At 52.1% G+C, this 26,477-nt stretch carries 23 protein-coding genes; 9 read left to right on the top strand and 14 right to left on the bottom strand.

What is annotated here, in order from left to right:
- Positions 1-152 precede the first annotated feature (152 nt).
- The 5 genes from A8F97_RS05650 to pspA all read right to left on the bottom strand — a co-directional run bounded on the left by A8F97_RS05650 (position 153) and on the right by pspA (position 4,099).
- Positions 153-1,196 carry a YcjF family protein gene (locus tag A8F97_RS05650; protein ID WP_033071610.1) on the bottom strand — a complete coding sequence of 348 codons (1,044 nt, stop codon included), beginning with the start codon at positions 1,194-1,196 and terminating at the stop codon, positions 153-155.
- Positions 1,193-2,590, bottom strand: coding sequence for a YcjX family GTP-binding protein (locus A8F97_RS05645; RefSeq protein ID WP_014700236.1), 1,398 nt, complete (start codon positions 2,588-2,590; stop codon positions 1,193-1,195). Before A8F97_RS05645 ends, A8F97_RS05650 begins: the two co-directional genes overlap by 4 nt.
- A gap of 175 nt (positions 2,591-2,765) precedes the next feature.
- Positions 2,766-3,131: an envelope stress response membrane protein PspC gene (pspC, locus tag A8F97_RS05640; RefSeq protein WP_014700237.1), complete on the bottom strand. Its 366-nt coding sequence runs from the start codon at positions 3,129-3,131 to the stop codon at positions 2,766-2,768.
- Complete coding sequence (gene pspB / locus A8F97_RS05635; protein WP_005972414.1) at positions 3,131-3,355, bottom strand: envelope stress response membrane protein PspB; 225 nt, start codon at positions 3,353-3,355, stop codon at positions 3,131-3,133. Before pspB ends, pspC begins: the two co-directional genes overlap by 1 nt.
- A 78-nt stretch (positions 3,356-3,433) precedes the next feature.
- Positions 3,434-4,099, bottom strand: coding sequence for a phage shock protein PspA (gene pspA, locus A8F97_RS05630; RefSeq protein WP_005972417.1), 666 nt, complete (start codon positions 4,097-4,099; stop codon positions 3,434-3,436).
- 225 nt (positions 4,100-4,324) lie between these two features.
- On the opposite strand from pspA, the gene pspF reads away from it, so the two are divergent.
- Positions 4,325-5,311 (top strand): phage shock protein operon transcriptional activator, encoded by a 987-nt coding sequence (gene pspF / locus A8F97_RS05625; protein ID WP_014700239.1) that lies wholly within the window; start codon positions 4,325-4,327, stop codon positions 5,309-5,311.
- Between the two features lie 71 nt (positions 5,312-5,382).
- Here pspF and A8F97_RS05620 read toward each other — a convergent pair whose 3' ends face one another.
- Positions 5,383-6,900, bottom strand: a complete 1,518-nt coding sequence (locus A8F97_RS05620; RefSeq protein ID WP_014700240.1) for a cellulase family glycosylhydrolase — start codon at positions 6,898-6,900, stop codon at positions 5,383-5,385.
- Positions 6,901-7,447: 547 nt separating this feature from the next.
- On the opposite strand from A8F97_RS05620, the gene sapA reads away from it, so the two are divergent.
- From sapA to A8F97_RS05585, 7 genes are all read left to right on the top strand, one after another.
- Positions 7,448-9,136, top strand: a complete 1,689-nt coding sequence (gene sapA, locus A8F97_RS05615) for an ABC transporter substrate-binding protein SapA (RefSeq protein WP_014700241.1) — start codon at positions 7,448-7,450, stop codon at positions 9,134-9,136.
- Positions 9,133-10,098, top strand: coding sequence for a putrescine export ABC transporter permease SapB (sapB, locus tag A8F97_RS05610; RefSeq protein ID WP_014700242.1), 966 nt, complete (start codon positions 9,133-9,135; stop codon positions 10,096-10,098). Before sapA ends, sapB begins: the two co-directional genes overlap by 4 nt.
- Complete coding sequence (sapC, locus tag A8F97_RS05605; protein ID WP_005972435.1) at positions 10,085-10,975, top strand: putrescine export ABC transporter permease SapC; 891 nt, start codon at positions 10,085-10,087, stop codon at positions 10,973-10,975. Before sapB ends, sapC begins: the two co-directional genes overlap by 14 nt.
- 16 nt (positions 10,976-10,991) lie before the next feature.
- Positions 10,992-11,984 (top strand): putrescine export ABC transporter ATP-binding protein SapD, encoded by a 993-nt coding sequence (gene sapD, locus A8F97_RS05600; RefSeq protein WP_014700243.1) that lies wholly within the window; start codon positions 10,992-10,994, stop codon positions 11,982-11,984.
- Positions 11,984-12,799 carry a putrescine export ABC transporter ATP-binding protein SapF gene (gene sapF, locus A8F97_RS05595; protein ID WP_005972439.1) on the top strand — a complete coding sequence of 272 codons (816 nt, stop codon included), beginning with the start codon at positions 11,984-11,986 and terminating at the stop codon, positions 12,797-12,799. The genes sapD and sapF overlap by 1 nt, the downstream gene beginning before the upstream one ends.
- 192 nt (positions 12,800-12,991) lie before the next feature.
- Positions 12,992-13,780 (top strand): enoyl-ACP reductase FabI, encoded by a 789-nt coding sequence (gene fabI, locus A8F97_RS05590; RefSeq protein ID WP_014700244.1) that lies wholly within the window; start codon positions 12,992-12,994, stop codon positions 13,778-13,780.
- Between the two features lie 194 nt (positions 13,781-13,974).
- On the top strand, positions 13,975-14,610 hold the full coding sequence (locus A8F97_RS05585; RefSeq protein WP_033071611.1) for a hypothetical protein: 636 nt from the start codon (positions 13,975-13,977) through the stop codon (positions 14,608-14,610).
- Between the two features lie 11 nt (positions 14,611-14,621).
- On the opposite strand, the gene A8F97_RS05580 is transcribed toward A8F97_RS05585, so the two are convergent.
- From A8F97_RS05580 to A8F97_RS05550, 7 genes are all read right to left on the bottom strand, one after another.
- On the bottom strand, positions 14,622-14,987 hold the full coding sequence (locus tag A8F97_RS05580; RefSeq protein WP_014700248.1) for a hypothetical protein: 366 nt from the start codon (positions 14,985-14,987) through the stop codon (positions 14,622-14,624).
- A 5-nt stretch (positions 14,988-14,992) separates the two neighbouring features.
- Positions 14,993-15,367 (bottom strand): hypothetical protein, encoded by a 375-nt coding sequence (locus tag A8F97_RS05575; RefSeq protein WP_014700249.1) that lies wholly within the window; start codon positions 15,365-15,367, stop codon positions 14,993-14,995.
- Between the two features lie 4 nt (positions 15,368-15,371).
- Positions 15,372-15,695, bottom strand: a complete 324-nt coding sequence (locus A8F97_RS05570; RefSeq protein ID WP_014700250.1) for a hypothetical protein — start codon at positions 15,693-15,695, stop codon at positions 15,372-15,374.
- Between the two features lie 101 nt (positions 15,696-15,796).
- On the bottom strand, positions 15,797-16,768 hold the full coding sequence (locus A8F97_RS05565; RefSeq protein ID WP_033072051.1) for an FAD:protein FMN transferase: 972 nt from the start codon (positions 16,766-16,768) through the stop codon (positions 15,797-15,799).
- An 88-nt stretch (positions 16,769-16,856) separates the two neighbouring features.
- Entirely contained in the window at positions 16,857-19,730 is a 2,874-nt protein-coding gene (locus A8F97_RS05560; protein ID WP_033071612.1) for a flavocytochrome c, read from the bottom strand.
- 350 nt (positions 19,731-20,080) lie between these two features.
- Complete coding sequence (locus A8F97_RS05555) at positions 20,081-22,447, bottom strand: glycoside hydrolase family 31 protein (protein WP_033071613.1); 2,367 nt, start codon at positions 22,445-22,447, stop codon at positions 20,081-20,083.
- Between the two features lie 158 nt (positions 22,448-22,605).
- A complete protein-coding gene (locus A8F97_RS05550) occupies positions 22,606-23,916 on the bottom strand; it encodes an MFS transporter (RefSeq protein ID WP_025918507.1) in 1,311 nt (436 codons plus the stop codon).
- Positions 23,917-24,236: 320 nt separating this feature from the next.
- Here A8F97_RS05550 and A8F97_RS05545 point away from each other — a divergent pair, with 320 nt between their 5' ends.
- Positions 24,237-25,307 carry a LacI family DNA-binding transcriptional regulator gene (locus A8F97_RS05545; RefSeq protein WP_014700255.1) on the top strand — a complete coding sequence of 357 codons (1,071 nt, stop codon included), beginning with the start codon at positions 24,237-24,239 and terminating at the stop codon, positions 25,305-25,307.
- On the opposite strand, the gene A8F97_RS05540 is transcribed toward A8F97_RS05545, so the two are convergent.
- The gene (locus A8F97_RS05540; protein ID WP_033071614.1) at positions 25,298-26,200 is read right to left on the bottom strand and encodes a LysR family transcriptional regulator; all 903 of its coding nucleotides are present in this window, start codon (positions 26,198-26,200) and stop codon (positions 25,298-25,300) included. The two genes, A8F97_RS05545 and A8F97_RS05540, sit on opposite strands and share 10 nt — an antisense overlap.
- Between the last annotated feature and the right edge of the window lie 277 nt (positions 26,201-26,477).

Here is a 26,477-nt window from a genome sequence, read left to right as displayed (position 1 = left end):
CGTCCTGTTATACAGAAATGAGAAGTATTTATCCTACACACGATTCTGTAACAACGGTACTGCCTATCATCCCTATGCGCTGTTGCCTGACATTTCCCAGTTGAATAATGGCAAATGGCGATGGCACACACCGTACACCATCGTCTTCACCACTACCGCCCTTTTTGCAGCGTTTCTTTTACCTGACCAATGAGTTCGCGGCGGAAATCCCCCAGGCGTGGTTTGTCATCCAGCCACGGCAGCGGGCGACATAATTCCATCGCTTTGATGCCCAGACGCGCAGTCAGCAACCCCGCACCAATGCCCTGCGCGGCGCGAGTCGATAGCCGTGCCGCAAGATCCTGCGACATCCAGTCCATACCAATTTCCCGCACTAACTCCGATGCACCAGCAAACGCGATATTCACCAACACCAGACGGAACAGGCGAATACGGCTGAAATAGCCAAGTTCGATGCCGTACAACGCAGCAATGCGATTAATCAGCCGCAGGTTGCGCCAGGCGATAAATGCCATATCCACCAGCGCCAGCGGGCTGACAGCGATCATCAAGGTCGATTCCGCCGCCGAACGGCTGATTTCACGCCGTGCCTGTGTGTCCAATACCGGTTGAACCAGACGCGCATACAGTTCCAACACCTCACGATCGTTGTGGGTTTCGTGGAGTGAAGCCTGCCAGCGCTGTATCGCCGGATGACCGTTATCCAACCCAGCCTGCCGCGCTAGTTTTTCACAGAACTCACGTCCGCGTCCCACACCGTGGCTGTGCAGCAGATCACGTGCCACATCGCGCTCTTCCGCGCGTTCTCGCAGGCGATAGAGCCGTCGCCACTCGACGGCCAGCGAACCGATGCCCGCCGCGACAATCAGGCTACCCGCCGTAATACCACCCAGCGCGATCCAATCCTGTTGTACCCAGGCGTTATGCAGGGACTGCACGCCCTGTGCCAGCGCGCTGACGCCAAATAGCCCTATTCCCGCCATCACCATACGCCGCCACAGGCTGCGTTTAGGGCGCAACGCCGCACTGATCGCTTCTTCCGCGGTGCCTTCTTCCGGCACTTCTTCTTCGCGGCTGATAGGGGAAAATGGCGTGTCACTCTGTTCGTCAAACGCCAACCCGGCACGCAACTGTGGCTGCGGCTCTTGTGGTGAAACATCGTCGAACGTGACGCGTGGTTTTAATGGCTCGTTCATCGCAATTTATCCTTTAGCAGAAAGTCCATGACTGTATCTAGCCGGATATGCGGCAACGGCGTGTCTACCGTCATCTCGCGTGGGCGAAATTGATCAAAGTGGAAACCCTGCGTTTGCCAAAATGCAGCGCCCGGTAGACGTGCAGGCACTTCACCGGGATAGACCGTTAACGGCTGGCCGTCGCTGAGCCGATGCCCTTTCAGCGCGGGGATTTTCTGACCCTGATGTTCTACGACCCCGCTCTGCGTTGACTGAATTGACGCAATGCCTTCGCAGCGCATATCAATGCCTTCAAACGCCGCATTCTGCCAGGCTTCTTGCACCAGTTGCTGAAGCAAAGACACCAGATTAGCGTGCTGATCGGCGGTAATGTGATCCGCTTTACTCGCCGCAAACATCAGTTTGTCGATGCAAGGCGCAAACAAACGCCGGAACAACGTGCGCTTACCGTAGTGAAAACTTTGCATTAGTTGAGTCAGCGCCAGCCGCATATCGTTAAACGCATGAATGCCGCTATTGAGCGGTTGCAGGCAATCGACCAGGACTATCTGTCGGTCGAAGCGCACGAAGTGATCTTTATAGAATCCTTTAACAACCGACTGACAATAATAGTCAAAACGCTTGCGCAGCATGCCAATATTGGTTCTCTCATCCGCCTGCGCCAGTTTGGCTTCACCGATATTATTCACCTGCGGCCAGGGGAAGAATTGCAGCACTGGCGCCCCCGCCAGATCGCCCGGCAGCACAAACCGCCCCGGTTGAATAAAGTGCAGCCCTTCCTGTTTGCAGCGGTGCAGATAATCAGTGTAGGCCTGCGCCACCTCGGCTAACTGATTTTCATCCGCGGGTGCCAACGGGTCGATTTTCTCGCACAGCGCTAGCCAGGGTTTCGCCCATTCAACGCGCCCCCCATGCAACAAACCACTCATCTGCTGCGACCAGCTCAGATAGGTTTGTTCCAGCAGCGGTAAATCCAGTAGCCATTCGCCGGGGTAATCGACAATTTCGAGATACAACGTCGAGGTATCTTTGAAGTGGCGCAGCAACGAATCTTTGGAGCGATAACGTAGCGCTAGACGGATTTCGCTCACGCCGCGCGTCGGCGTCGGCCAATCAGGCGGCGAGCCATACAGCGACGCCATGCCTTCATCATAGGCGAAGCGCGGCACGCCCAAATCGCGCTGTGGCACGCGCTTCACACCGAGCAAACGCTCTTCGCGCACGGGGGAAAACAGCGGCAAATGTGCCCCGCTGTGGGTGTTCAATAATTGATTGACGAACGCAGTAATAAACGCGGTTTTGCCACTGCGACTCAGTCCGGTGACAGCAATCCGCAGATGGCGATCCACACTACGATTGACCAGTGAGTTAATCTCATTTTGTAGTCGACTCATTGAATGAACCATCACTCCTGTCGTTGAAAAAGTGTGTAGTTGCAAAAGTGCATTCAGGCTACCGCATTGATCGCGGAGAAAAAAGCAGCGCGACGTTATCCACTTGCGATCGGCATCGCACAGTAGATAACGTCAGCGGCGGTTCTAACGGATGAATGTCATAACCGATGACGAATTACAGATGACGAAAGCGGTTCTGAACGCCAAATGTATCCGAGGTGACGTAGCGTTCAATGCTACGCAGGCGCTGTTCGCTGGCCTGCAATGTTGCGTCAGCCTCATTCAGCAGTTGGCTGGGTGTCCGGGCTGACTTTTCATCCTCAAACCCCGTCCCTGCCGGTGCCGGATCAAGCATAAACGTCAGGATGATGTAGGCCACGATGGTGAAAAAGAACAGGCCGAAAAACATCGACAGCACAACGATTACCCGTAGGAGTTTCACCGGCACGTCAAAATAACGTGCTAAACCAGCACAAACTCCTTTCAGCATCCCTTCTTCCGGTATGCGGTATAACGTTTTACCTGACCATGTATTTTTCATTACGATTTTCTCCAGTCCGGGTGTTCTGCATCCAGAATGTCTTCCAGCGCCCTGATACGCTCACGCATACGGCTAGACTCTTCCGTTAAACGCACCAGACGTTGCATATCGTGTTGTCCCAATTGAGCACTGTCTTTACGCTGGCTGTAATGTAGCCAAAGCCATATCGGCGCCACAAACAACATGAAAATGGTCAGCGGAATGGCAAGAAACAACGCACTCATTGTGTCTCCTTAGTTATTATTCAGACGCTGGTGGCTGCCGTTTTCTAACGACAGCCATCCGATGGCGTTTACGCTTGATTACTCTGCTGGCTTAACTTTAGCTTTAAGCGCCGCCAGTTGCGCGCTGATTTCATCGTCAGCTTTCAGTTCGGCAAACTGCTGATCCAGCGATTTTTGTTTCCCCAGTCCGTGGCTTTCAGCTTCCGCTTCCATCGTATCGATACGGCGTTCAAACTGATCGAAACGCGCCATAGCTTCATCCAGCTTACCGCTATCCAGTTGGCGGCGTACATCACGCGACGATGCCGCAGCCTGATGGCGCAACGTCAGTGCCTGCTGGCGAGCGCGAGTTTCGCTTAATTTATTTTCTAACTCACCGATTTCGCGCTTCATGCGATCCAGCGTTTCATCCACGCTTTCGGCTTCATGTTGCAATACGGCGATCAGGTCAGTCAGTTTCTGCTTCTCAATCAGTGCCGCACGCGCCAGATCGTCTTTATCTTTACGCAGCGCCAACTCTGCTTTTTCCTGCCACTGATCTTGCTGACCATGCGCTTGCTCAATACGGCGGGCAATCTGTTTCTTTTCTGCCAGCGCCCGTGCCGAGGTTGAACGCACTTCAACCAGCGTATCTTCCATTTCCTGAATCATCAGCCGCACCAATTTCTGCGGATCTTCCGCTTTATCCAGCAATGAATTGATGTTGGCGTTCACGATGTCGGCAAAACGAGAAAAAATACCCATAATCACATCCTCTTCATGATTTCCAGCGTCTGATTACGCCTGATTTATCATCGTGACCAGCCGAGCCAGTCGCGATCTCTCTCTAGATATATCAATAAGCATGCCAACTTTTAATTCTATTTAACTAGCTGAAAATAAAAGAATAGATAATTTTGATTATTTTTCCCTTTTCGTTAGATTAGTCAAATACACTAACTGTTAGTAAAAATAACACGGTGGAACATCATGCTTCAGGAAAAAGAGAACCTGCTGGGCGAAGCCAACAGCTTTTTAGAGGTGCTGGAACAGGTGTCGCAGTTGGCACAGTTAAATAAGCCGGTGCTGGTGATCGGCGAGCGCGGTACAGGCAAGGAGTTAATTGCCAGCCGCTTGCACTACCTTTCCCCACGCTGGCAAGGGCCGTTCGTTTCCCTGAACTGCGCGGCGCTCAACGAAAATCTGCTCGATTCCGAGTTATTTGGTCATGAAGCGGGTGCCTTTACCGGGGCACAGAAGCGCCATCTGGGACGCTTCGAGCGCGCCGACGGCGGAACACTGTTTTTAGATGAACTCGCCACCGCGCCGATGCTAGTGCAGGAAAAACTACTGCGTGTGATCGAATACGGCATGCTGGAACGCGTCGGCGGCAGAGATCAGCTTCAGGTTGATGTGCGTCTGGTGTGCGCCACCAATGACGACCTGCCTGCGCTGGCTGCCAGCGGTAAGTTCCGCGCAGACCTGCTCGATCGTCTGGCCTTCGACGTCGTGCAACTTCCGCCGCTGCGCGAACGTCAGCAAGACATTATGTTATTAGCAGATAATTTTGCGATTCAGATGTGCCGCGAATTGCACCTGCCGCTGTTTCCCGGTTTTACCGCTACCGCACGCGAAACGCTGCTGAATTACGACTGGCCGGGAAATATTCGTGAACTGAAAAACGTGGTTGAGCGCTCAGTGTATCGTCACGGCGATAGCGAACAGCCTCTCGATACCATCATTCTGAACCCCTTCCACCGAACTACCGCCATTCAGGAAAAACCACAGACAACATCGGGCCAGCCGGATTTACCGTTAGACATGAAGCCGTGGCTGCTGGAACAAGAGAAAGGCTTGATCGTTCGGGCGTTAAATCAGGCGAAGTTTAACCAGCGCAAGGCCGCGGAGCTGCTGGGATTAACCTATCACCAGTTGCGCGGATTGCTAAAGAAACACGATATTGCGGTGAATGAGTGAGACATTGGAAAGAAAATGCGGGCGCATTAGCGCCCGCAAGATAGATGGGTTAATACATTAACAACGCGCTATTACGGCTCAGTGCCCCAGACCAGCGTGCCTTTATCATGCACAGTGATCTTATCCCAGTTGGTGTAGCTCGTGACGTTAGGGCCGTATGAATAGTCATTCGTCTCATTCACGTTGCTCCAGTCACCCGCGTGGATACGCACCTGCACTTCACCTGTTTCCGCGCCCGGTTGAAGGGAACCCGCGCCGCTGGCGAAAGTCACCAGAACATAGCGATTGGCCTTATCGGTACTTGCAGCAGGTGTCCCTGTACTGGTCACGATGTTGTTAGGGCCGACGTTCGCCCAGTCAACAAAGAGGTTTGCGCCGGGCTTACCATCATCATGGAAGTAGTAACGTACTTGCAGATCGCTGAGTTTGATCGGCGTACTTCCGGTATTTTTGATATTAAAGGCCATACGAATCGCATCATCGGAAGGGTTGTTATCCACATTACGATATTGCAGCACGATGTCACCCGTGGTTCCGTTACCTGGGTTCGTCGGCTCTGTTGGCATCGTCGGCGTATCACCACCGCTCAGACCCGCCCCCGCACGAATCTGCTCTCTGACAAATTTGCCTGACGTTGACAAATTCTGCTCCGTCCAACCGCCTGATTTACTCGCGCCCGCTACCAGCGCCGCAGACGTCTCAGACTTATCGCTAAGCGACCAGTTCACCCAGCTTATACCACGGTTATTCAGGAAATCGATCCAGGTCTGCGATTCTGGCAGGAACGGCCCGCCATTGCCGGACGCATCGCTGGTTCCCCACTCGCTGACGAAAATTGCAGCACCGCGGCTTTGTGCATAGTCAATGCGATCGCGCAGGAACTGCCCGTGCGTGCCAGCATAGAAATGCAGCGCATACAGCGTATTCGGATCGGGCAACTGATTGTCTGCCGCATCATGGATATCCTGGCTCCAGGTCCCGCTGCCGACGATAATAAGGTTATCGGGATCTTTGCTACGGATGGTGTCAGTGACTTCCAGCGCATAAGGTCGAATCTGCCCGTTCCATGTCACACTGCCGTTTGGCTCATTGGCGATTTCATAAATCACATTCGGCGAGTTGCCATACAGCCCCGCCATTTCGGCAAAGAAGATTTTTGCCTGTGCTTTATAAGTATTGGGATCGTTATCCGACAAGGTGTGCCAATCGATGATGATATAGACACCGAGGCCTTGCGCCGCTGCAACGGCCTCTTTTACTTTATTGGCGAGAGAAGGGTTAGCAATATAACCATTCTCCGCCGTGTACATAGCGACGCGGAACACATTTATACCCCAATCGTCACGCAGCCATTTCATCGAATCTTTGTTGACATAGTCACCAACCCACTGCAATCCATTCGAACTGATCCCTCTTAGTTGTACCCGCTTTCCCTGTTCATCCACCAATCGCCCATTTTCGATGGACAACTGGCCATGCGTTTCCACCGGGGTGGCGGATAATGCGGAGAAACTGAGCGACATGCCCAGCATCGTTGTTACTACACCGAGCGTCAATTTCCTGACGATTTGCTTCCTTCTGAGCCACATATTCCTTATCTCCATTGTGAACACCCATAAGTTGGGTATAGGCATGATAAGGGAGATTCTCGTTCCCGCAAATAATTTAGGAAATATCCCAATCAGATTGATTTTATTAATTATTTACATAGAAATAGAAAGCGAGATAAGCATCTAAAGAAGCCATTTTTCAGGCAAAAAAAAGCCAGCACGTAGGCTGGCTAAAATAATACTGGAAGCAATGTGAGCAATGTCGTGCTCTCCTTCAGTGCCTGCGAGAAGCCACTGCTGAAGTGCAAAATGATGATAATAGTTATCAGTATCATCTGTAAAGTACTTTGTTGAGAATTTTTCTCATTTCCATACTGACTATGGGGTTCCTAACGGCTTCAGTGCTACCGATAACAAACGTAATGCTGGGGTACTGGGTATAAGCCTTAACCTTCATGATAACGCTTTCAATCCATCATCCCATCACTCAAACGGTTGGAAAGTCGCCAGACGCACACAACAAGAGTGGGGAGGATGCGAAGAGTGCGATACACTCTCTATAACCGTATTGACTGAAAAATCCCGTATGTTCGGAAAAACCTGTTTCGCACTGGCACTCACCTGGCTGGCTTTACCTGCACTGGCCGCACCGCAACCCGTGCTAACGCCGCCTGCTCCGCTGGAAAACATTCACCAGAGCGGTTTTGTCTATTGCGTCAATGATGTCCTGAACACGTTTAACCCGCAAATGGCGCGCAGTGGCGTCACCATTGATACACTGGCGGCGCAACTTTATGACCGCCTGCTGGACGTCGATCCTTATACCTATCGCCTGATGCCAGAACTGGCGCAGCGTTGGGAAGTCTTGGACAACGGCTCGACGTACCGTTTCTATCTGCGTCACGATGTGCTGTTCCAGAGCACCAACTGGTTCAGCCCAACCCGTAATATGAATGCCGACGATGTGATATTCAGTTTCCAGCGCATGCTGGATAAAAAACACCCGTATCATGATGTCAACGGCGGTGAATATCCCTATTTCGACAGCCTGCAATTCGCCGATTCGGTGCAAAGTATTCGTAAACTGGGCGAATACAGTATTGAAATCCGCCTAAACAGCCCAGACGCCTCTTTCCTGTGGCATCTGGCAACGCACTACGCACCGATTCTGTCCGCTGAATATGCCCAACGTCTGGCGAAAGAGGATAAAAAAGAGCGGCTGGATCGCGAACCGGTCGGCACTGGGCCTTATCTGCTCAATGAATACCGCACCGGACAATATATCCGACTGACGCGCAACGCCGACTACTGGCGCGGCTTGCCACGTATGCCACAGGTGGTTATCGATCTTGGCTCTGGCGGCACGGGCCGTTTATCCAAGTTGTTGACGGGCGAATGCGATGTCCTCGCTTACCCCGCCGCTAGCCAGTTGGCGATCCTGCGTAACGACCCACGCCTGCGTCTCTCGCTACGTCCCGGCATGAACGTCGCCTATCTGGCCTTCAACGTGCGTAAACCCCCGTTGGACGATCGCCGCGTGCGGGAAGCCATCGCGCTGGCGATCAATAACGACAGGCTGATGCAATCAATCTATTACGGCACAGCGGAAACCGCAGCCTCTATTCTGCCCCGCGCCTCGTGGGCATATGACAATGAATCGCAGGTTACGGAGTATAACCCGCAAAAAGCGCGACAAATCTTGCAGGAACTGAAGCTAACTAGCCTAAACCTACGCCTGTGGGTGCCCAGCACCTCGCAGTCCTACAACCCCAGCCCGCTGAAAACAGCAGAGTTGATACAGGCCGATCTGGCACAAGTTGGCATCACGGTCACCATCGTTCCGGTAGAAGGCCGCTTTCAGGAAGCACGGTTGATGGAACTCAGCCACGATTTAACGCTGGCGGGCTGGGCAACCGACAGTAACGACCCGGACAGCTTTTTCAGACCGTTGCTAAGCTGTGCGGCGATTCGTTCCCAGAGTAACTACGCGCACTGGTGCGATCCCACCTTTGATGAAGTGCTGCAAAACGCGCTCTCGTCACAGCAGCTCTCTAAGCGGATTGACTATTATCAGCAGGCACAGCGCATTCTGGCAGAACAATTACCCGTTCTACCGCTAGCGTCGTCATTGCGACTGCTCGCCTACCGCTATGATATGAAAGGGCTGGTATTGAGCCCATTTGGCAATGCCTCATTCGCGGGAGTGTATCGTGAAGGTCAACAGGCGCAGCAGAAGCCCCCTGCACCGGAAACCGTGGAGGAAGCACAGCCGTGATTATTTTTACCTTGCGACGTCTGGTGTTACTGATCGTCACCTTATCACTGCTAACGCTGGTTGGTTTTAGCCTCAGTTACTACACGCCTAACGCCCCGCTCAATGGTGCTGCACTGTTTGATGCCTATCATTTTTATATCAGCAGCCTGCTTCAAGGCGATTTCGGTCGTTCCAGCATTAACGGACAGGCCATCAGCGAACTGCTGAAAGAAGTGTTCCCAGCTACAATTGAGCTTTGCCTGCTGGCGTTTGCACTCTCGCTGCTGGTCGGCATTCCGCTGGGGATTACCGCAGGCGTGATGCAGAATCGCGGGGCGGATATTGTGATTAGCACGCTGGCGCTGATTGGTTTTTCCCTGCCAGTGTTCTGGTTGGCGCTGCTGTTGACGCTCTTCTTCTCGCTGCATCTCGGCTGGCTGCCGGTTTCTGGCCGCTTCGACCTGCTCTATCAGGTGAAAACCGTGACCGGCTTTGCGCTAATTGATGCCTGGCTATCCGATTCACCACATCGCGGTGAAATGATCGTCAGCGCCATCCGCCACCTGATCCTCCCGATTACCGTGCTGGCTGTCGGGCCGACCACCGAAGTAATCCGCCTGATGCGCGTCAGCACCACGGAAATCATTAGCAAAAACTACATTAAAGCGGCGGCAACCCGTGGGTTATCACGCTTTACCATCATTCGTCGCCACCTGATCCACAACGCGCTGCCGCCGATTATCCCCAAGTTAGGATTGCAATTTTCCACCATGCTGACGCTGACGATGATTACCGAAGTGGTCTTTAACTGGCCGGGCGTCGGCCGCTGGCTGGTCAATGCGATTCGCCAGCAGGATTTCGCCGCGATTTCTGCGGGCGTAATGGTGGTTGGCGCGATGGTCATCACGGTCAACATCCTGTCCGATATTTGGGGCGCGATGGCAAATCCGTTGAAACACAAGGAATGGTATGCCCTACGATAACGTCTATAGCGAAAAGCGGCTGCCTAGCCGACTGGGCGATACCTGGCGGGCATTCCATCAGGATATGCTGGCGATGGTCGGGCTGTACGGCTTTTTGATCCTGATCGGCCTGTGCCTGTTCGGCAAATTTCTTGCGCCTTATGAGGTTGATCAACAATTTTTAGGCTATCAACTGCTGCCCCCCTCCTGGTCACACTACGGCGAAGTGTCGTTCTTTCTCGGCACCGACGATTTAGGCCGCGACCAGCTCAGCCGCTTATTGAGCGGTGCAGCCCCCACCGTCGGCGCATCGCTCATCGTCACCTACGCGGCGGCGCTGTGCGGCATCGTGTTGGGCGTCTTTGCGGGCGTCACGCGAGGGCTACGTTCAGCGATGCTCAACCATATTCTGGACACGCTGTTGTCAATTCCGTCGCTGTTGCTGGCAATTGTGGTCATCGCCTTTATCGGCCCGAAGCTCGAACACGCGATGCTCGCCGTCTGGCTGGCGCTGTTGCCGCGTATGGTGCGTACCATCTACAACGCGGTGCACGATGAAATGGACAAAGAGTACGTGATCGCCGCTCGTCTTGATGGTGCTTCAACATTTTATCTTGTCTGGTACGTTGTCTTACCGAACATTGCCGCGCTGCTGGTTTCAGAATTTACCCGCGCACTGTCGATCGCCATTTTGGATATCGCCGCGCTGGGCTTTCTCGATTTGGGCGCACAGTTACCGACCACCGAATGGGGTGCCCTACTCGGCAACTCGCTGGAGCTGGTTTATGCCGCGCCGTGGACCGTGATGCTGCCCGGTGCGGCTATTGCACTGAGCGTATTAATCGTCAACCTGCTGGGCGACGGCCTTCGCCGCGCGCTCGTCGCGGAAACGGAATAAGAGGCGACGAACTCCTATGCCATTACTTGATATCCGTAACCTGACGATTGAGTTTCTGACCGCCGACGGTGCCGTAAAAGCCGTCGATCGCGTCAGCATGACGCTAAGCGAAGGGGAAATTCGTGGGCTCGTGGGCGAATCCGGTTCAGGCAAAAGCCTGATCGCGAAAGCCATCTGCGGGATTACCAAAGAAAACTGGCGTGTCACCGCCGACCGTTTCCGCTTCGATGATATCGACCTGCTGCAACTGTCGGCGCGCGAGCGGCGTAAACTGGTCGGCCATAACGTCTCCATGATTTTTCAGGAGCCGCAATCCTGTCTCGACCCGTCAGAGAGCATCGGCCGACAATTGGTGCAGGCAATCCCCGGCTGGACCTATAAAGGCCGCTGGTGGCAGCGAGTTAACTGGCGCAAGCGCCGCGCTATCGAACTGCTGCACCGCGTCGGGATTAAAGATCACAAAGACATCATGGGCAGCTACCCCTATGAACTGAGCGACGGTGAGTGTCAGAAAGTGATGATTGCCATCGCGCTGGCAAACCAGCCGCGTCTGCTGATTGCCGATGAGCCGACCAACGCGATGGAATCCACCACGCAGGCACAAATTTTCCGCCTGCTGTCGCGCCTGAACCAAAACAACAACACCACGATCCTGCTCATCAGCCATGACCTGCAAACCATGAGCAAATGGGCAGACCGGATCAACGTGCTTTATTGCGGGCAAACGGTGGAAAGTGCCACTTGTGAAGATTTGATCACCGCGCCGCATCATCCTTATACCCAGGCGCTGATCCGCGCGATGCCCGATTTTGGCCGTTCACTGCCGCACAAAAGCCGGTTAAACACCCTGAACGGTGCGATTCCCTCGCTGGAACACCTACCGATTGGCTGTCGGCTCGGCCCACGCTGCCCTTATTCACAAAAGCAGTGTATGCAAACGCCACCGCTGCTTTCCGTGAAGAACCACTTATATTCTTGCCACTTCCCGCTCAACATGGAGGAACCGTGATGGTTGAGATGCTGCTTGAAGCCCGCAATCTAACCAAGACGTTCCGATACCGGACCGGGCTGTTCCGTCGTCAGCATGTTGAAGCGGTGAAATCCGTCAGCTTTACGCTACGTGAACGCCAGACGCTTGCCATCATCGGCGAGAACGGTTCGGGGAAATCGACGCTGGCGAAAATGCTGTCGGGCATGATCGCCCCGACGTCCGGTGAACTGGTTATCGACGATCATCCACTGCATTACGGTGATTATGGCTATCGTAGCCAGCGCATCCGCATGATCTTTCAGGATGCGAGCAACGCGCTCAACCCGCGTCAGCGTATCGGGCAGCTACTGGATGTCCCGCTGCGGCTGAATACCGACCTCAGCGCCGAAGCGCGCGAAAGAGCGATTAATCAGGCGCTACAGCAGGTCGGATTACGGCCCGATCACGCTTATTACTATCCGCATGCGCTCGCGCCGGGGCAAAAACAGCGCGTCGGTCTGGCGCGTGCGCTTATTCTGCAACCGAAAGTGATCGTGGCCGATGAAGCGCTGGCGTCGCTGGATATGTCTATGCGGTCACAGATTATTAATCTGATGCTGGAATTACAGGAAAAGCACGGTATCTCTTATATTTACGTGACGCAGCATCTGGGCATGATGAAGCACATCAGCGACCAGATTCTGGTGATGCAGGCTGGCGAAGTGGTCGAACGCGGCAGTACCGCCGACGTGTTGTCCGCCCCGCTCCATGACCTGACGAAACGTTTGATTGCCAGCCACTTCGGCGAAGCGCTCAGCGCTGATGCCTGGCGACGCGACGGCGCACAACGTTAACCTCCGCGCACTCCGGCGGGTAGTACCGCTAAGCCATCGGACGGTGGAAACTAGGGATACTGCTCGGAGTACCCCTACCGCCCCCAACATGGTAGAATCGCGCGGTTTATTCATCTCGGTCGTCGCTTGTCGCGTAGGTTTACGGGCACAAACGTGGCGATCGCAGCAACAATGATCACAAGGATTACTGCTATGGGTTTTCTTACCGGTAAGCGCATTCTGGTAACAGGTGTTGCCAGCAACCGTTCTATTGCCTACGGTATTGCACAAGCAATGCAACGTGAAGGTGCCGAACTGGCATTCACGTACCAGAACGACAAATTGAAAGCACGCGTTGAAGGTTTTGCCAGCGAGCTGGGTTCCAGCATCGTTCTGCCGTGTGATGTCGCTGAAGATGCGAGCATCGAAGCACTGTTTACCGAACTGGCTAACGTATGGCCGAATTTTGATGGCTTCGTGCATTCCATTGCTTACGCACCGGGCGACCAACTGGACGGTGACTACGTTGATGCCGTGACCCGTGAAGGCTTCAGCATTGCTCACGATATCAGCTCTTACAGCTTCGTCGCGATGGCGAAAGCCTGCCGTAAAATGCTGAACCCGAATTCTGCACTAGTTACCCTGTCTTACCTGGGTGCTGAGCGTGCTATCCCTAACTACAACGTGATGGGTCTGGCAAAAGCCTCTCTGGAAGCGAACGTGCGTTACATGGCAAATGCTATGGGTGCTCAGGGCGTGCGCGTCAACGCCATCTCTGCGGGCCCAATTCGTACACTGGCTGCATCCGGCATCAAAGACTTCAAGAAAATGTTGTCGCATTGCGAAGCCGTTACGCCAATCCGCCGTGTCGTGACCATTGAAGACGTGGGCAACTCTGCCGCGTTCCTGTGTTCCGATCTGGCTGCCGGTATCTCCGGTGAAGTTCTACACGTTGACGGCGGCTTCAGCATCGCTGCAATGAACGAACTGGAACTGAAATAAGTCATTAAAAGTAGCCTATCTCCCAGATAGGCTACTTTCTCTAATTCAAATATTCCCTACTCTTATTTTATTTATTATTCCTTTTAGTCTTTGACTGTGAATGTCTGCTTTCGCGTTAATAGCGAATACTGTATTACCGAATTATGGGCAGATAATGAAATAATTGAAATTTAATTTTTTACATGGAGTGTTATATGGTTATTCAAAAAGTCCGTGCAAACGACCGTTTTATTGAAGAATTGTTAAATGGGTGGATTAGCGCAAATCAACGCTATGTTGAACTATTAAACAGAACAGATTGCTGCTGGTGGTACAACGAACGCACTAATGTCAGCGTTCTTGCTGGCGCTGCGTGGTCATTAGGCTGGGCAGCGATTGAAGAATACCCGTCAGGCAAAAAAAGAAAGGGTGATACAGGAGAAAAACCTGATAACAATACAAGCAAAGGTCGAGTTGATCTTTATATAAAAAGTGAATTGGAAAGTATTGCCGTTGAGGCTAAGCATGTATGGTTAAATCTGGATAGCAGTATAAATATCATTAAAGCAAAGATAGGGTTAGGTCGTGCGCGTGACGACGCAAAACGCTTAAACGACCAAGCAGGCCGTCATTTTGCGGCAACATTTATTGTTTTCAATACGAAGAAAAAATTAGACGAACGCACGCTTGAGGAACGTATCACCGCTACGATTAACAATGCTATAGAAAATTTAGACATTGATTCAATTGCATACGCCTATCTTATTGATAATAAATCAGCATTCATGAACCATAAAAATAAATACTATCAAAGTGTTGCATTGATATTGGAACAAATTGAGATTAAGTGATTGATTATCCATCACATATCCTCTGGAACCAAACCACAGTCCAGTAACAATACGCCAGGCGACGGCCTGACGGGATGATTGTTTAAATCCAGCTCGGTCCAATACTCACGTTGATCAGTTTCATGATCCTCAATAATACGATATTCCGATGACGGCGTTGTGGTGCGGGTAGCAGGCAACTGAATCACGCTAGCAGAAGCGGTTATTTGGTGGCGCTGGCAAAATTGCAGGCACTGAATAGCATCGTCGAGTTGCAGCTTGCTTTGTAAAGCAGACGTATCCCCCTGTGATAGACGGCTAACGGCTTGCGCCCGCAAAGCCGTTAGCGCATTGAGAGCATCGGTGAAACGGCATTGCGTTTTATCTTCAGACATCATTATTCTTATCGAGTTGGAAAAGGGACATTCTGTTTTTTCAGCAGTGACACATCAATCAGATAGCGCAACATATTCCGGTCATATTCCAGATCGGTACTGGCGTATTGTTCCGGTTCACGATTTACCCATGAATCAGTTACCCGAACTCCAGCAGGTGAGCCGTCTAGTCTCAGCGCATAGATAAAAAAACCCGTCCAACTCCGATGAAAACGGAGCCAACCGTCCTCAAAGTAGATAAACCATTTATCTTCCATGTGCTTTGGAATGATGCCTCGTCGCATTTGTTCCGCTTCCATATCCGTAAATAGCGCCTGAAAATTAAGCGGCGCAGTTTGCTGCGGTGCAGGGACTCGTTTCCAGTCTTGTGCCTGAACGTGCATAAATTTAGTCTCCTTCCACTTCAGTTCCATACATCAGGTATTCCCATTCAATGAATTTCTGAAAAGAACCGGTAAATTCTACCCGAGGGAAGTTGGCAAACTCCCTTTGCATGGCCCAGGTCAAGTGTACAACCGACACGCGATCGGGTTCCTGAGTATGTTTCAGCAAGATATCATCGTTACCATCACGATAAGCGATGACAGCTATCTCAATGCCATAAAGTGGATGAACTGTAGGTTGTTCCTGTTGATATTCTGCCAGCAACGTCTGCTGTTTTTTGCCGTTGGCATATTCCCATCCGGCGGGGAGTTTTGGTGTAGAAGGCATGGTACGTCCTTGTGTAATAAGAAAAACTTATTCTATCGACATTACCAGGAGGTAGTACACCAGCAATTCCTACACAGAGAACACTGATGAAACGTTCACTTTCACAACGCCGCCACAGAATAATCCTTATCTAGCAATTCAAACATAGAGTACCGCTGCGAAGAAAGGATAATTTCTCGGTTTTTCGTGACAAAGATGGCTTCGATTTCAGACTGATGTTGTAAAAACTCGATACCTGCGCTCACGCCCATGCCGTAAAGCAATGTCGTATAGATATCACCGTCGAGGGAATCGTGTGAGATAACCGTCACGCTGTGCAGTTCATTATCTAGCGGATACCCAGTCCGAGGATCGAGAATATGATGATAAATACGATCGTCCACGGTAAAAAAACGCTCATAAACGCCGGACGTCACCACGGATTTATTCTTCACCTTAATCACACCGAGCAGACTATCGCGGTCCGCAAACGGTTTCTGCAATCCCACACTCCATAGCCCTTGTTCATCCGTCAGCGCGCTGCCGATGGCCAGCACGTTACCACCCAGATTAATCAACGCGTCCTGAATAGCGTGCTGATGCAGGACGTCCCTGACAATATCGGCAATGTAGCCCTTCGCAATGGCACCCAGATCGATTTCCATTCCTGCTTTTTCTAACAATACGGCGCAGTCTTGCTCTCTGAGAATAATGCGTTCAGGACGTGTTAATGCCAGCGCCTGCTGTATCAATTCCTGGTCAGGCACGGTATTACCGCTAAAGCCGATTTTCCACAGTTTGACGACGGGGCCGATCGCCACGTTAAAACAACTATTTTCAATCAGGCTTACCGCTTTAGCGCGCTTAATCAGCGCAAAGACCATCGGGCTGACCGAAACGAATGCTTTTCCCGCTGCGTGGTTGATGCTCATCACTTCTGACTGAGCTCGATTAACGGTGAGCAAATCTTCGAGCTGTTTGATGCGCTGGAAAATTTGTCTGACGGCGGTTTCATCATGGATAAACAGTTTAAGCAGGATGGGACTGCCCATCAGATGTACAGAATAGACATAAGCGTTATCAACAGAGGGCATCAGGAGGTTCCCATGAATGGATTTCGGCGCAGAGCGGAAACGGTCGAAACATGGCGAGCGCCCTGTCAGACGCCCGCCGGTAGTCACACTACTCCATCATAGCCGACTGTTTTTCAGCGATTTTATCCGTCGAGTTCACAAATTTGGCTTTACGCGCCTTAACAGGAAAAAAACCGGAATGGCGCGGTGTACGCGCATATGCCGCCGCCTGACCCCCCGCCTGAATGCCGAAGATAATGATATCCGCCACGGCGTTGCCCCCAATGCGGTTCGCGCCGTGGATCCCGCCCACCACTTCCCCTGCGGCATAAGCGCCAGAGATCGTCTCTTTATGACGATTCAGCACTTCCGCTTTCGCGTTAATCGTCACGCCGCCCATCGTATGATGCACGCCAGGAGCGACTTTAATGGCGTAGTAAGGTGCATGGTTCAGCGGATCGCGCATGCCGGTTGAACGACCAAAATCTTCATCGTGCTTATCGGCAATAAAGGTGTTGTAGCGTCCGAGCGTAGCTTGCAACGTAGCTTGAGGCATAGCGAGTTTCTTGGCCAGTTCCGCCACGCTGCCTGCGCTAACGGTCAGACCCTGAGTAACATATTCTTCAACCGCCCGATTGCGATTTCTTACCTGTTCATCGAACAGGATATACGCGTATTCCTCCGGCAAATTGACGATAGCTGACGAGACGTTATCGCGTGTTTCCATCTCGTTGAAGAAGCGCTCCCCGCGCTGCGACACCAGAATCGCGCCACCGCCGCGAATAGATTCGGAGATCAAGTAAGAGGTTGTCTGCTCAACCGTTGGATGGGTTTGAATTTCCCCCATGTCCACCGTATCCGCACCAATCTGTTCCAGCAGGCGGATCCCGCCACCCGTCGCGCCTTTGTGGTTGGTCGTGACAAAACCCTTCAGGTCTGGACGGTAGGACTCCACCATCGCCTGATTCGCGCCGAAGCCGCCCGTGGCAACAATCACCGCTTTTGTCGTAATCAGGCTTTCTTCCTGTTCATCATTAACGACTTTCACGGCGGTGACTTTGCCCTTCTCTTGCACAATCTCCGTCACAGACGTTTCCAGCAGTACCTCAATGTTGTATTTATTGAGATTTTTAATCATTCCACTGACCAGATAGCCGCCCACCGCAGCACCGTTGGCAGGCCGATGCGTTCTGTCCACGCTCATGCCGCCCGTCGTCGTGATATCGCTCAGCTCAATATCGTGTTGCGCCAACCAGTTGATCGCATCAGACGCGTGATCGACGAAATATTGCACCAGCGTCGGGTTATTTATCTGTTTTCCGCTTTTCAGGGTTTCGTTATAGAACAGCGCGTGGCTATCTTCGATACCTTTATTTCGCTGGAAGACGGTTCCCGCCGCGTTCATTCCGGCAGAGGCCTTAATCGTGTTTCCGCCGATGACCGGCATCTTTTCAATGACGATAACGCGAGCGCCCTCTTCACCAGCCTGAATCGCCGCCGCCAGCCCCGCGCCGCCGCTGCCAATCACCACGATGTCCGCTTCACGACGCACATCTGGGTTACCACCATCGGCAATAATGGCGTCTTTGCTCGATTTCACCATCGCCTTGGTGACGGCTTTTTTAATCGCTTCACTTTGTGCCGTTGCGCCCGTCACGGCATCAACGTGTGGACTGTTGGTATCCAGAATGCGTTCGCGGATAATTTCAAAACTGATTTTCAGTGAATCATCAATGTCGCTATTATCCAGTGCAATATCGGCGACCCGATTTTGCTCGAAATGGACGGTAATTTGCAGTTCCCCACATTCGTCCTGAACGTTTTCCTGATACACCCCGGATTTAAATTTCTTACCGGTTAAATTTACGTCCCGAATCATGGCTTCGACTAATGAAAAACGCCACAGCGGTTCGGGGATCATTAATGCTTCACGCTTATCGCTGGCAATATAAAGATCGAGTTTTTTCTGTTCGGCAATGCAATCCGTCCAATCGGGATAGGCAATACAGGCTCTGCCAACGGCAATCAGGTCGTAACCATTTTCTAACGCCGCATCGGCGTCGGCTTGATTGACAATATCCCCTACGCCAATAACCGGAATAGCCGCCAATGTCGCAGAACGACGAGCGACATATTTTTTAATCAGCGGCGTCGGATCGTTTGTCTCGATAATGGATGAACGCAGGATATTTCCCATCGAGAAGTGGACGTAATCCAGTCCACGCGCTGCCAGCTTTTCCAGTAAATAGAGCGAATCATCAAAATGAATGCCCGGCTCTTCAATCTCCTCTGGTGAGAAGCGATAGCCGATGATAAATGACGGATCGGCGTATTTACCGGCTACTTCATGGGCAATATCCAGAACGGCAAGCGGAAACGACGCGCGTTTGTCACGACTGCCGCCCCATTGATCTGTGCGCTGATTAGAGTGAGGAGAATAAAATTGTTGAATCAGGTAGGTATTCGCACCGTGAATTTCCACGCCATCGAAACCCGCCTGAATGGCACGATGGACGGCATCGCCGAACTTGCCGATCATGGCTTCGACGTCATCACCTGACAACGCGACCGGAACGATGGCACCCGCACGCGGTGCCGCGATGGCGCTAGGGGCAACCGGCGTTGCACCACCGATAAAACGCGGCTCGACCATACGGCCGCCGTGATAAATTTGTAGGATCGCCGTCGAGCCTTTTTCTTTAATCGCCGTCGCAATCTTGGCCAACCCGGCAATCTTGTCATCGTTGTCGATCCCTATCGCACCAGGAAAGGCCAACCCTTTGTCATCAATAAAACAGCACTCCACAATCACGGTGCCGATGCTGCCTGCTCTGGCCTGATAATATTCCACCAGTTCTTTGGTTACGCTCCCATCGTAAAACCCACTACAGGTGGTCATTGGGGCCATCAGCACTCGATTTTTCAGCGTCGCGCCGTTGGGGAGAGTAAAAGCGGCAAATAAATCATGGTGACTATTCTTCATAGTGAATACTCCACTTAAAATAAAAACTCTGTTCGAAAAGGAATCAGAAGCAGCCATGTTTGTTTTTATTAATTTTTGGGGCTGATAATTCGCGAACTTATTACTTACCAAGTATCTATTTTTTTAACTGTTATAAAACGTTTTTTTACTATTTAAACTATTTTGTAGTTCCGCTGTTATTATGGGTATTCGCACAACTCATTTTTATATTTAATATTCCATTCTTTTTATTAACATCTTCTTATCCTAAAAATAACCAATCAGATATTATCTATATTCTGCATAACAAAAAAACGCCCCGATAAACAATCAGATCGGGGCGCAACAGGAAGAAATAGGTATCGCGGTGATTATTGGTGTCGATACGTCATCGTGCGAACGCCGTTAATGTACAATTGGCGCTGTTCGCCTATCGGCAAGCGCAGCGTCGCGTATTGCCAGGCCGGCTGATACTGCCCTTCTGACGTAAACGTGATGTCAATCCGCTGGCTATCCGCGCGGATTTCCCAACGTAACCACAGCGCGTTCCCTTCACGCCATTGCCACGTTTCTCCGTCATCTTCAAACAACAGCCCACTGTCGGTACCACCAGCGACAGGCGGAAAGAGCAGAAATTCGCGCTGTTCGTCTTCATGTTGGCTGACATACGCCGTGCGCCCCGACAGTGGGATCATCGCACCCGCTCGGACCATCAACGGCAGGCGTTCCAAAGGCGCATCCAACACGATAGTTTGTCCACCGCTGAACCATTGGCCGGAATAAAAATCGTACCAGCCCGACGTATTCACAGGCAGGTACACCGCCCGCCGACGCTGCTCTGGCTCCACCACGCTAGCGACCAGAATATCTCGCCCCAGCATGAAATCGTCGGTTTCCTCCAGCGTCGCGCGATCCTGTTCGTGATCGAGGAACGTCGGTCGCAGCATCGGCTCATCATCCGCACTGGCCTGCCACAGCAACGTATAAAAATACGGCAGAAGACGATAGCGAAGTTCAACCGCGCTACGGATTGCAGCCGTTACTGAGGGATACATCCACGGTTCATTCACCGTATGATCGTCATTCCAGGAATGGATAGTGAAACGCGGATGCATTACCCCGTTTTGTACCCAGCGCACGAAAAGCTCGGCATCTGGCTTGTCACCGGAGAAGCCGCCGACGTCATGCCCGACATTAAACAGGCCGGACAGGCTCATCCCAACGCCCATTCGGGTGTTGTAGCGCAGCGTCTGCCAGTTGGTGCGATTATCGCCACTCCAGGTTTGCACGTAACGCTGCATTCCCGCACAACCGGAACGAGATATTAGATAGGGGCGCAGCGTGGGAGCAAAGCGCTGCTGCGCCTCCAGCGAGGCGCGCATCATCAAAAGCGGCATCAACGGGCGAATATGTTTGATCGCCATCGGTTGGCCGAATCCATGACAGCGGGCTTCGCCATCCCAAACTTCATATTCGTTGTTATCATTCCACGTCGAGTCGATTCCTTTTTCCAACAGTTGCCGAGTGACGTTCTCTTGCCACCACGCCACCGTTGCCGGATTGGTGAAATCAAGGTGCGAGCCTTCATCGTCCCAAAAGCTGGAGCGCTCCGGCACATCAGATTCAGAATCGCGGATAAACAGTCCCTGCGCCGACACCTCATCGTATTTCGGGTGATCTTGCAGTAAACAGGGTTTGATATTGGCCGCCAGCTTGAGACCCGCATCGTGGAAAGCCTGTGACATCACTTCCGGCTGGGGGACTTTGTCGTAGTTCCAGTTAAACACATAGCGCTTATTATTAATCGACGTGTAACCCGACGAGAGTTGAAACGAATCACACGGAATATGGTGTTCACGGCAGAGCGCAATAAATTTCATCAGTTGCTGCTGCGCATCCGGCGCATCGGTGTAGTGCATGGTAGAACCGCTGTAGCCTAAGCTCCATTTTGGCCCAAAGAGCGTTTTCCCCGTCAGCCGCACAAACGCTTTCGTCACATCCAACACGCGTGGCCCGACAAACAGGTAATAATCAAGATCGCCCGCTTCCGCCTGATAGCGTCGATACGCCAGATGATAGTTATCGATTTCATTGCCAAGATCGAGCCAGGTGGTGCTCAGGTTATCGTAGAACAGACCAAAACTGATCTCGTCACGTCGGGTAATGGTAAACGGAACATGCTTATACAGTGGATCGGTGCTCGCCGCGTTGTAACCCATGGCATCCAGATTACGGAACTCAAACCGGCGTCCGGTGCGTTCAAGATCGCCCGCCTTCTCACCCAGACCATAATAGCGCTCCGTCGGGAAACGGCGCTGATAGTGCGCGACGCCCTCACCATGTGGGTTCAGCAGATAAGCGCTGGTTGGTCGGTCGGCGGCAAACGGCTGCCATTCACCCTGCTCATCCCGATATTCCCACGCCAGCCATAGCGGCTGATGAATTGTAATGCGCATCCGTGCGGTACTGATACGCAGCGTGTCATCCACCTGTTCCAGTGAAAACCCCGGCAGGCTAAATCCTTCGCTACTTTCACGGCTGCGCCCCTCCCAGGGAACATCCTGCTGTGGCGCAATGCTCCAGGTACGATTTAGCTTCAGCGCACCGTTCTGCTTAATCAGCACACGCGCCAGCATAGGCTCCAGTACATAAAGGCGAAAAACATGTCTGTCGTCCACCAACAGCTCAATATGATCGGCGCTCTGATGACGAAACACCCAATTTTTCAACGTTTTCATACAGCGTCCTTTTCAGGAAAAAATAAACCAGCCGTTACGCTTAATGCAGGTCTCTTAAGCCCATTTTTAGGAGAAACACGGGGATGAGGTTCTCGTAAGGAAGCCTCGCCCCGTGGTCGCTCTGTGTATCTCGCTTTTTAAACGATCGGCATAAACCGTTATGCCTGCGTGCGCGTTTTCCCACGGCGTTCAGCAATAAACGCGATAAGGAAGATCGCTCCGATCAAATCGAAGAAACCCATCGCTACAAATAGAGGATTAAAGCCAATTTTGTCGGCGGTCACGCCAATCAACAGCGAGAACAGAAAGCTGGCGATCCAGGCAAACGAACCGCGCATCCCGTTCACGGTTGCCATCTGTCCTTTATCAAACGATTCCACTACCAGTGCGCTCAACATGCAGGAAATCACCTGATGGCCGAATCCACCGATGGAAATCAGCAGAATCGCTACCCACGGATCTTTGCTGATGGCGACCAGCGCCAGCGACAGCATCAGAAACGCACCGGTGACCGAGCTGGCAACAATCGAGTTAACACGCGAGCAGCCGAACCAGCGGGTATAGAGCCGGGTGAGGTAGCCGCTGGCGATGCTGCCCAGATCGGCAGCAAGAAACGGCAGCCATGCAAACATCGCAATTTGCTTCAGATCCATGCCGCGTTCATTCGCCAGATAGAGCGGCACCCAAAAGCTGAGCACGGCCCACGCGGGTTCCGCCATAAAGGCTGGAATAGCGATGCCGTAAAAGCGTTTGTTTTTTGAGACCGTTTTCAGTGCGGTGAAGAAAGGCAGTTTGACCGGGGGTGCTTCGTTGTCCTGACGGATGAAATCCAGCTCCTCGCGGCTTAAATTCGGGTGATCTTCCGGGTTATGGTAGAACAGCCACCACAGCACCACCCACATCAGCGCCAGCGCACCCGTGAACATAAACGCGCCCTGCCAGCCCAGATAGGCATGTGCGACGACGATAATCGGCGGTGCCAGCATCGCACCGATGGAAAAACCGACACCGGCCCAGCCTGCCGCAATCGGTCTCTCCTTCTTAGGGAACCATTCGCCCAGCGTTTTGGCGTTTGCCGGTGTTGCGGCAGCTTCGGACGCCCCCATAAAGAAACGCAGAATCGCAAGGTGCAACCAGCTTCCCGCTCCCGCGTGGAAAATGCACATCAGTGCCCATATCACCGCACAAATCATAAAACCCATTTTCAGACCGATGACATCGATCAACCAGCCACAAATTGGCTGAAAAATGGTGTATGCCAGTTGGAATGCACCCACAATCCAGGAATATTGCTCGGTGGTAATGCCCATACTGGTTTTCAATTCAGGAGCCAGAATGCCGAGCGAGTTACGTGTGATGTAGTTAACGGTAACGCCGAGTAAAAACAGGCTCAGCACCCACCAGCGAAGATTTCTGAATGTCCGTTTACCTTTGCTAGCGATGGAGGACGGATTGACGTCGAGACTCATGGTGACTCCTTTACAGGAAAGTAGGGGTACATTGGTCTGATATCTCGACGGCATTTTTTTATTTATAGCCTGCCGGACAATCAAACCTTTTTTATCTCATTGTATTTATTAACTTAAACCCCATTTCATTATATCTAACAACTGAAATTGGTTTACCAAATTGAGAGTAGAACAATTGAAAATCGTGAAACACTCACTTTTTTGAAAAAATTTTCATGCTATGGTCAAAATGCAAACAAAAATCTGTTTATATCGCCTGAAAACAGGAAATATCTGGCTATGAAAATTTTGTCATTTTCAAAGGTGAACGGGATCACAAAATGAAAGGAAACCTGAAAATACGTGAAATTGCGCAGCGGACGGGTTACTCGATCAGTACCGTTTCACGCGTCCTGTCTGGTCAGTCCAATACCAGCGAAAATGCTAAAGCGGATATTCTCAACTGTGCCAGACAGTGCGGGGTGCTGACCGATCTTGCCAATGGTCGCCTGCTGTTGAACGGGTTGACTATTTTCGCCCCGCCGCGCGCGTTTGATATTCGGTCCGACATCTTCTATCACAAGGTGGTACAGAGCATTATTGATGCTCTGAAGCCACACGATGTGCGCGTGCGATACTGCGGGCTGGAGGAAAATGACAGCGATGCGGCGCTGTTTTTAGACAAAATGCGTGATCCCGCTACGGAGGCCGCTCTGCTTATTGGTATCGACGATCCCTATCTTCACGCGCTGGCGGCAGACAGCGGGAAGCCCTGCATATTGATTAACTGTATCGACCGCAAGATGAGGTTACCGGGTGTCGCCCCTGCGCATCAGCTAATCGGCGAGTTCTCCGCTCACTATCTTTTTGAACAGGGCCACCATAGCGTATTGACACTGCTATGCCTGCGTCGTTATACGATGGAACGGCGTCTGGACGGCATCCGGGATGCCTATCAGCACCATAATCTGCCTTTCTCCCCCGAAGCGCATTTGCTGGCGTTAGATAACTTCAGCACGGCGGATGCAGAACACGCGATGACCGATTTTTTAGCCCACTGTCCGCAGGATAAATGGCCCACGGCTATTCTGGCAGGCGGTGATTTTATCGCGGTTGGGGCGGTGAACGCGCTAAACAAGGCGGGGTTACGCGTACCGCAGGACGTCTCGGTGATGAGTATGGATGGGTTCAATCTCTCAGCCATTCACGATGTGCCACTGACATCGGTGCATGTGCCGCGAGAGGCACTGGGCGAAGAGGCCGTCAAACTGTTGCAATACCGTCTGATTCGCCCCGACGCCCCCGTGGGCAACCTCTTGCTCAACGGTACGCTGGTGATTCGCCAGTCCGTTAGGCGGCTTCGCGCCAGTAAATCGGTTGCCCCAGTGCAGGATAAAAGTCTCTATGACTGAGCCCGCAACCACTGCTGTGCGACGTCAAAGAAATTCTGCGCCAACGGTGTCGCTCTGCCAGCCTGTGCGATGACAACCGCAGGCTGACGGCGCATCGGGGGAAATTGCAGCGGCCGTAGCGTTAGCTCGGGCGTCATCTCTGGGATCAGGCTGCCGTGGGGAACAATACCGCAACCAAGCCCAACATAGACGCTTTGGAGCAGTTGCAGGACGGAAGCACTTTCCACCTTGACCCACGGCGAGACACCGGCTTCACGAAAATGGCTATCCAGATAGCGGCGGAAATAGCGGCTAGCCTCCGCCAAACAGAGTGGCACCTCGGAAAGCGCATCGAGTGCCAGCGGAACATCCCCTACCAACTGCGGAAAATGGTGTGGATGGAACAACAAGTCAACGCCCTGCTCCGTCAGCGGCGACGCCTGAAAGTGCAGCTCCTGTAACGTCGAAAATTCAAAAAAGCCGATGCCGACATCTACTGAATGCGCATTCAGCGCCTCCAACAGTTGGTCCGCGCTGAACAGCGAGATCTGGAAATCCAACTGTGGATATTCCTTATTCACTGCCGCCAGCAGGCTCGACAGCGCGATACTACTTTGCGGCACCGCGCCGATACGTAATACCCCGCTTACGCCGCGTTTCAGCGACGCAACTTCCAGTTTTAATCCCTGATAAACCGAGACGATTTCCCGCGCCCAGGCCAACACGCGCTCACCTTCGGCCGTAAAACCTTCAAAATTGTTACCCCGGTTGATTAACGCCAGATCCAGTTCCTTCTCCAGATTTTTCAACCGCATAGAGAGCGTTGGCTGACTGACAAAACTGGCTTCCGCTGCCCGGCCAAAATGGCGCTCTTTTTCCAAATTGCACAGGTATTGCAGTTGCTTAATATCCATCGCCAGGCTCTGTAGTGGGTAAACAACAAGTATACCTTGATAAGCCACCTCTATCCCACCATAGCCACATTTGATTAGACGCGATCGCAGACGGCACCTAAACTTCAAATCAAGAGCAAACATTTAAAGTTTTGTTCACATAAAAAAAACAAACCCTAGATAATTCGAGTTTCAGGCCGGCGGCAACGCAGCGAGTCCCCAGGAGCTTACTCAAGTAAGTGACTGGGGTGAGCGAGGCGGTCAACACACCTGCAACTTGAAGTATGACGGGTTTATT

It is taken from the genome of Pectobacterium parmentieri, assembly GCF_001742145.1.
Taxonomy (GTDB): Bacteria; Pseudomonadota; Gammaproteobacteria; order Enterobacterales; family Enterobacteriaceae; genus Pectobacterium; species Pectobacterium parmentieri.
Note: the sequence above shows the minus strand (reverse complement) of the source record. Positions and strands in the feature narration are given on the sequence as shown.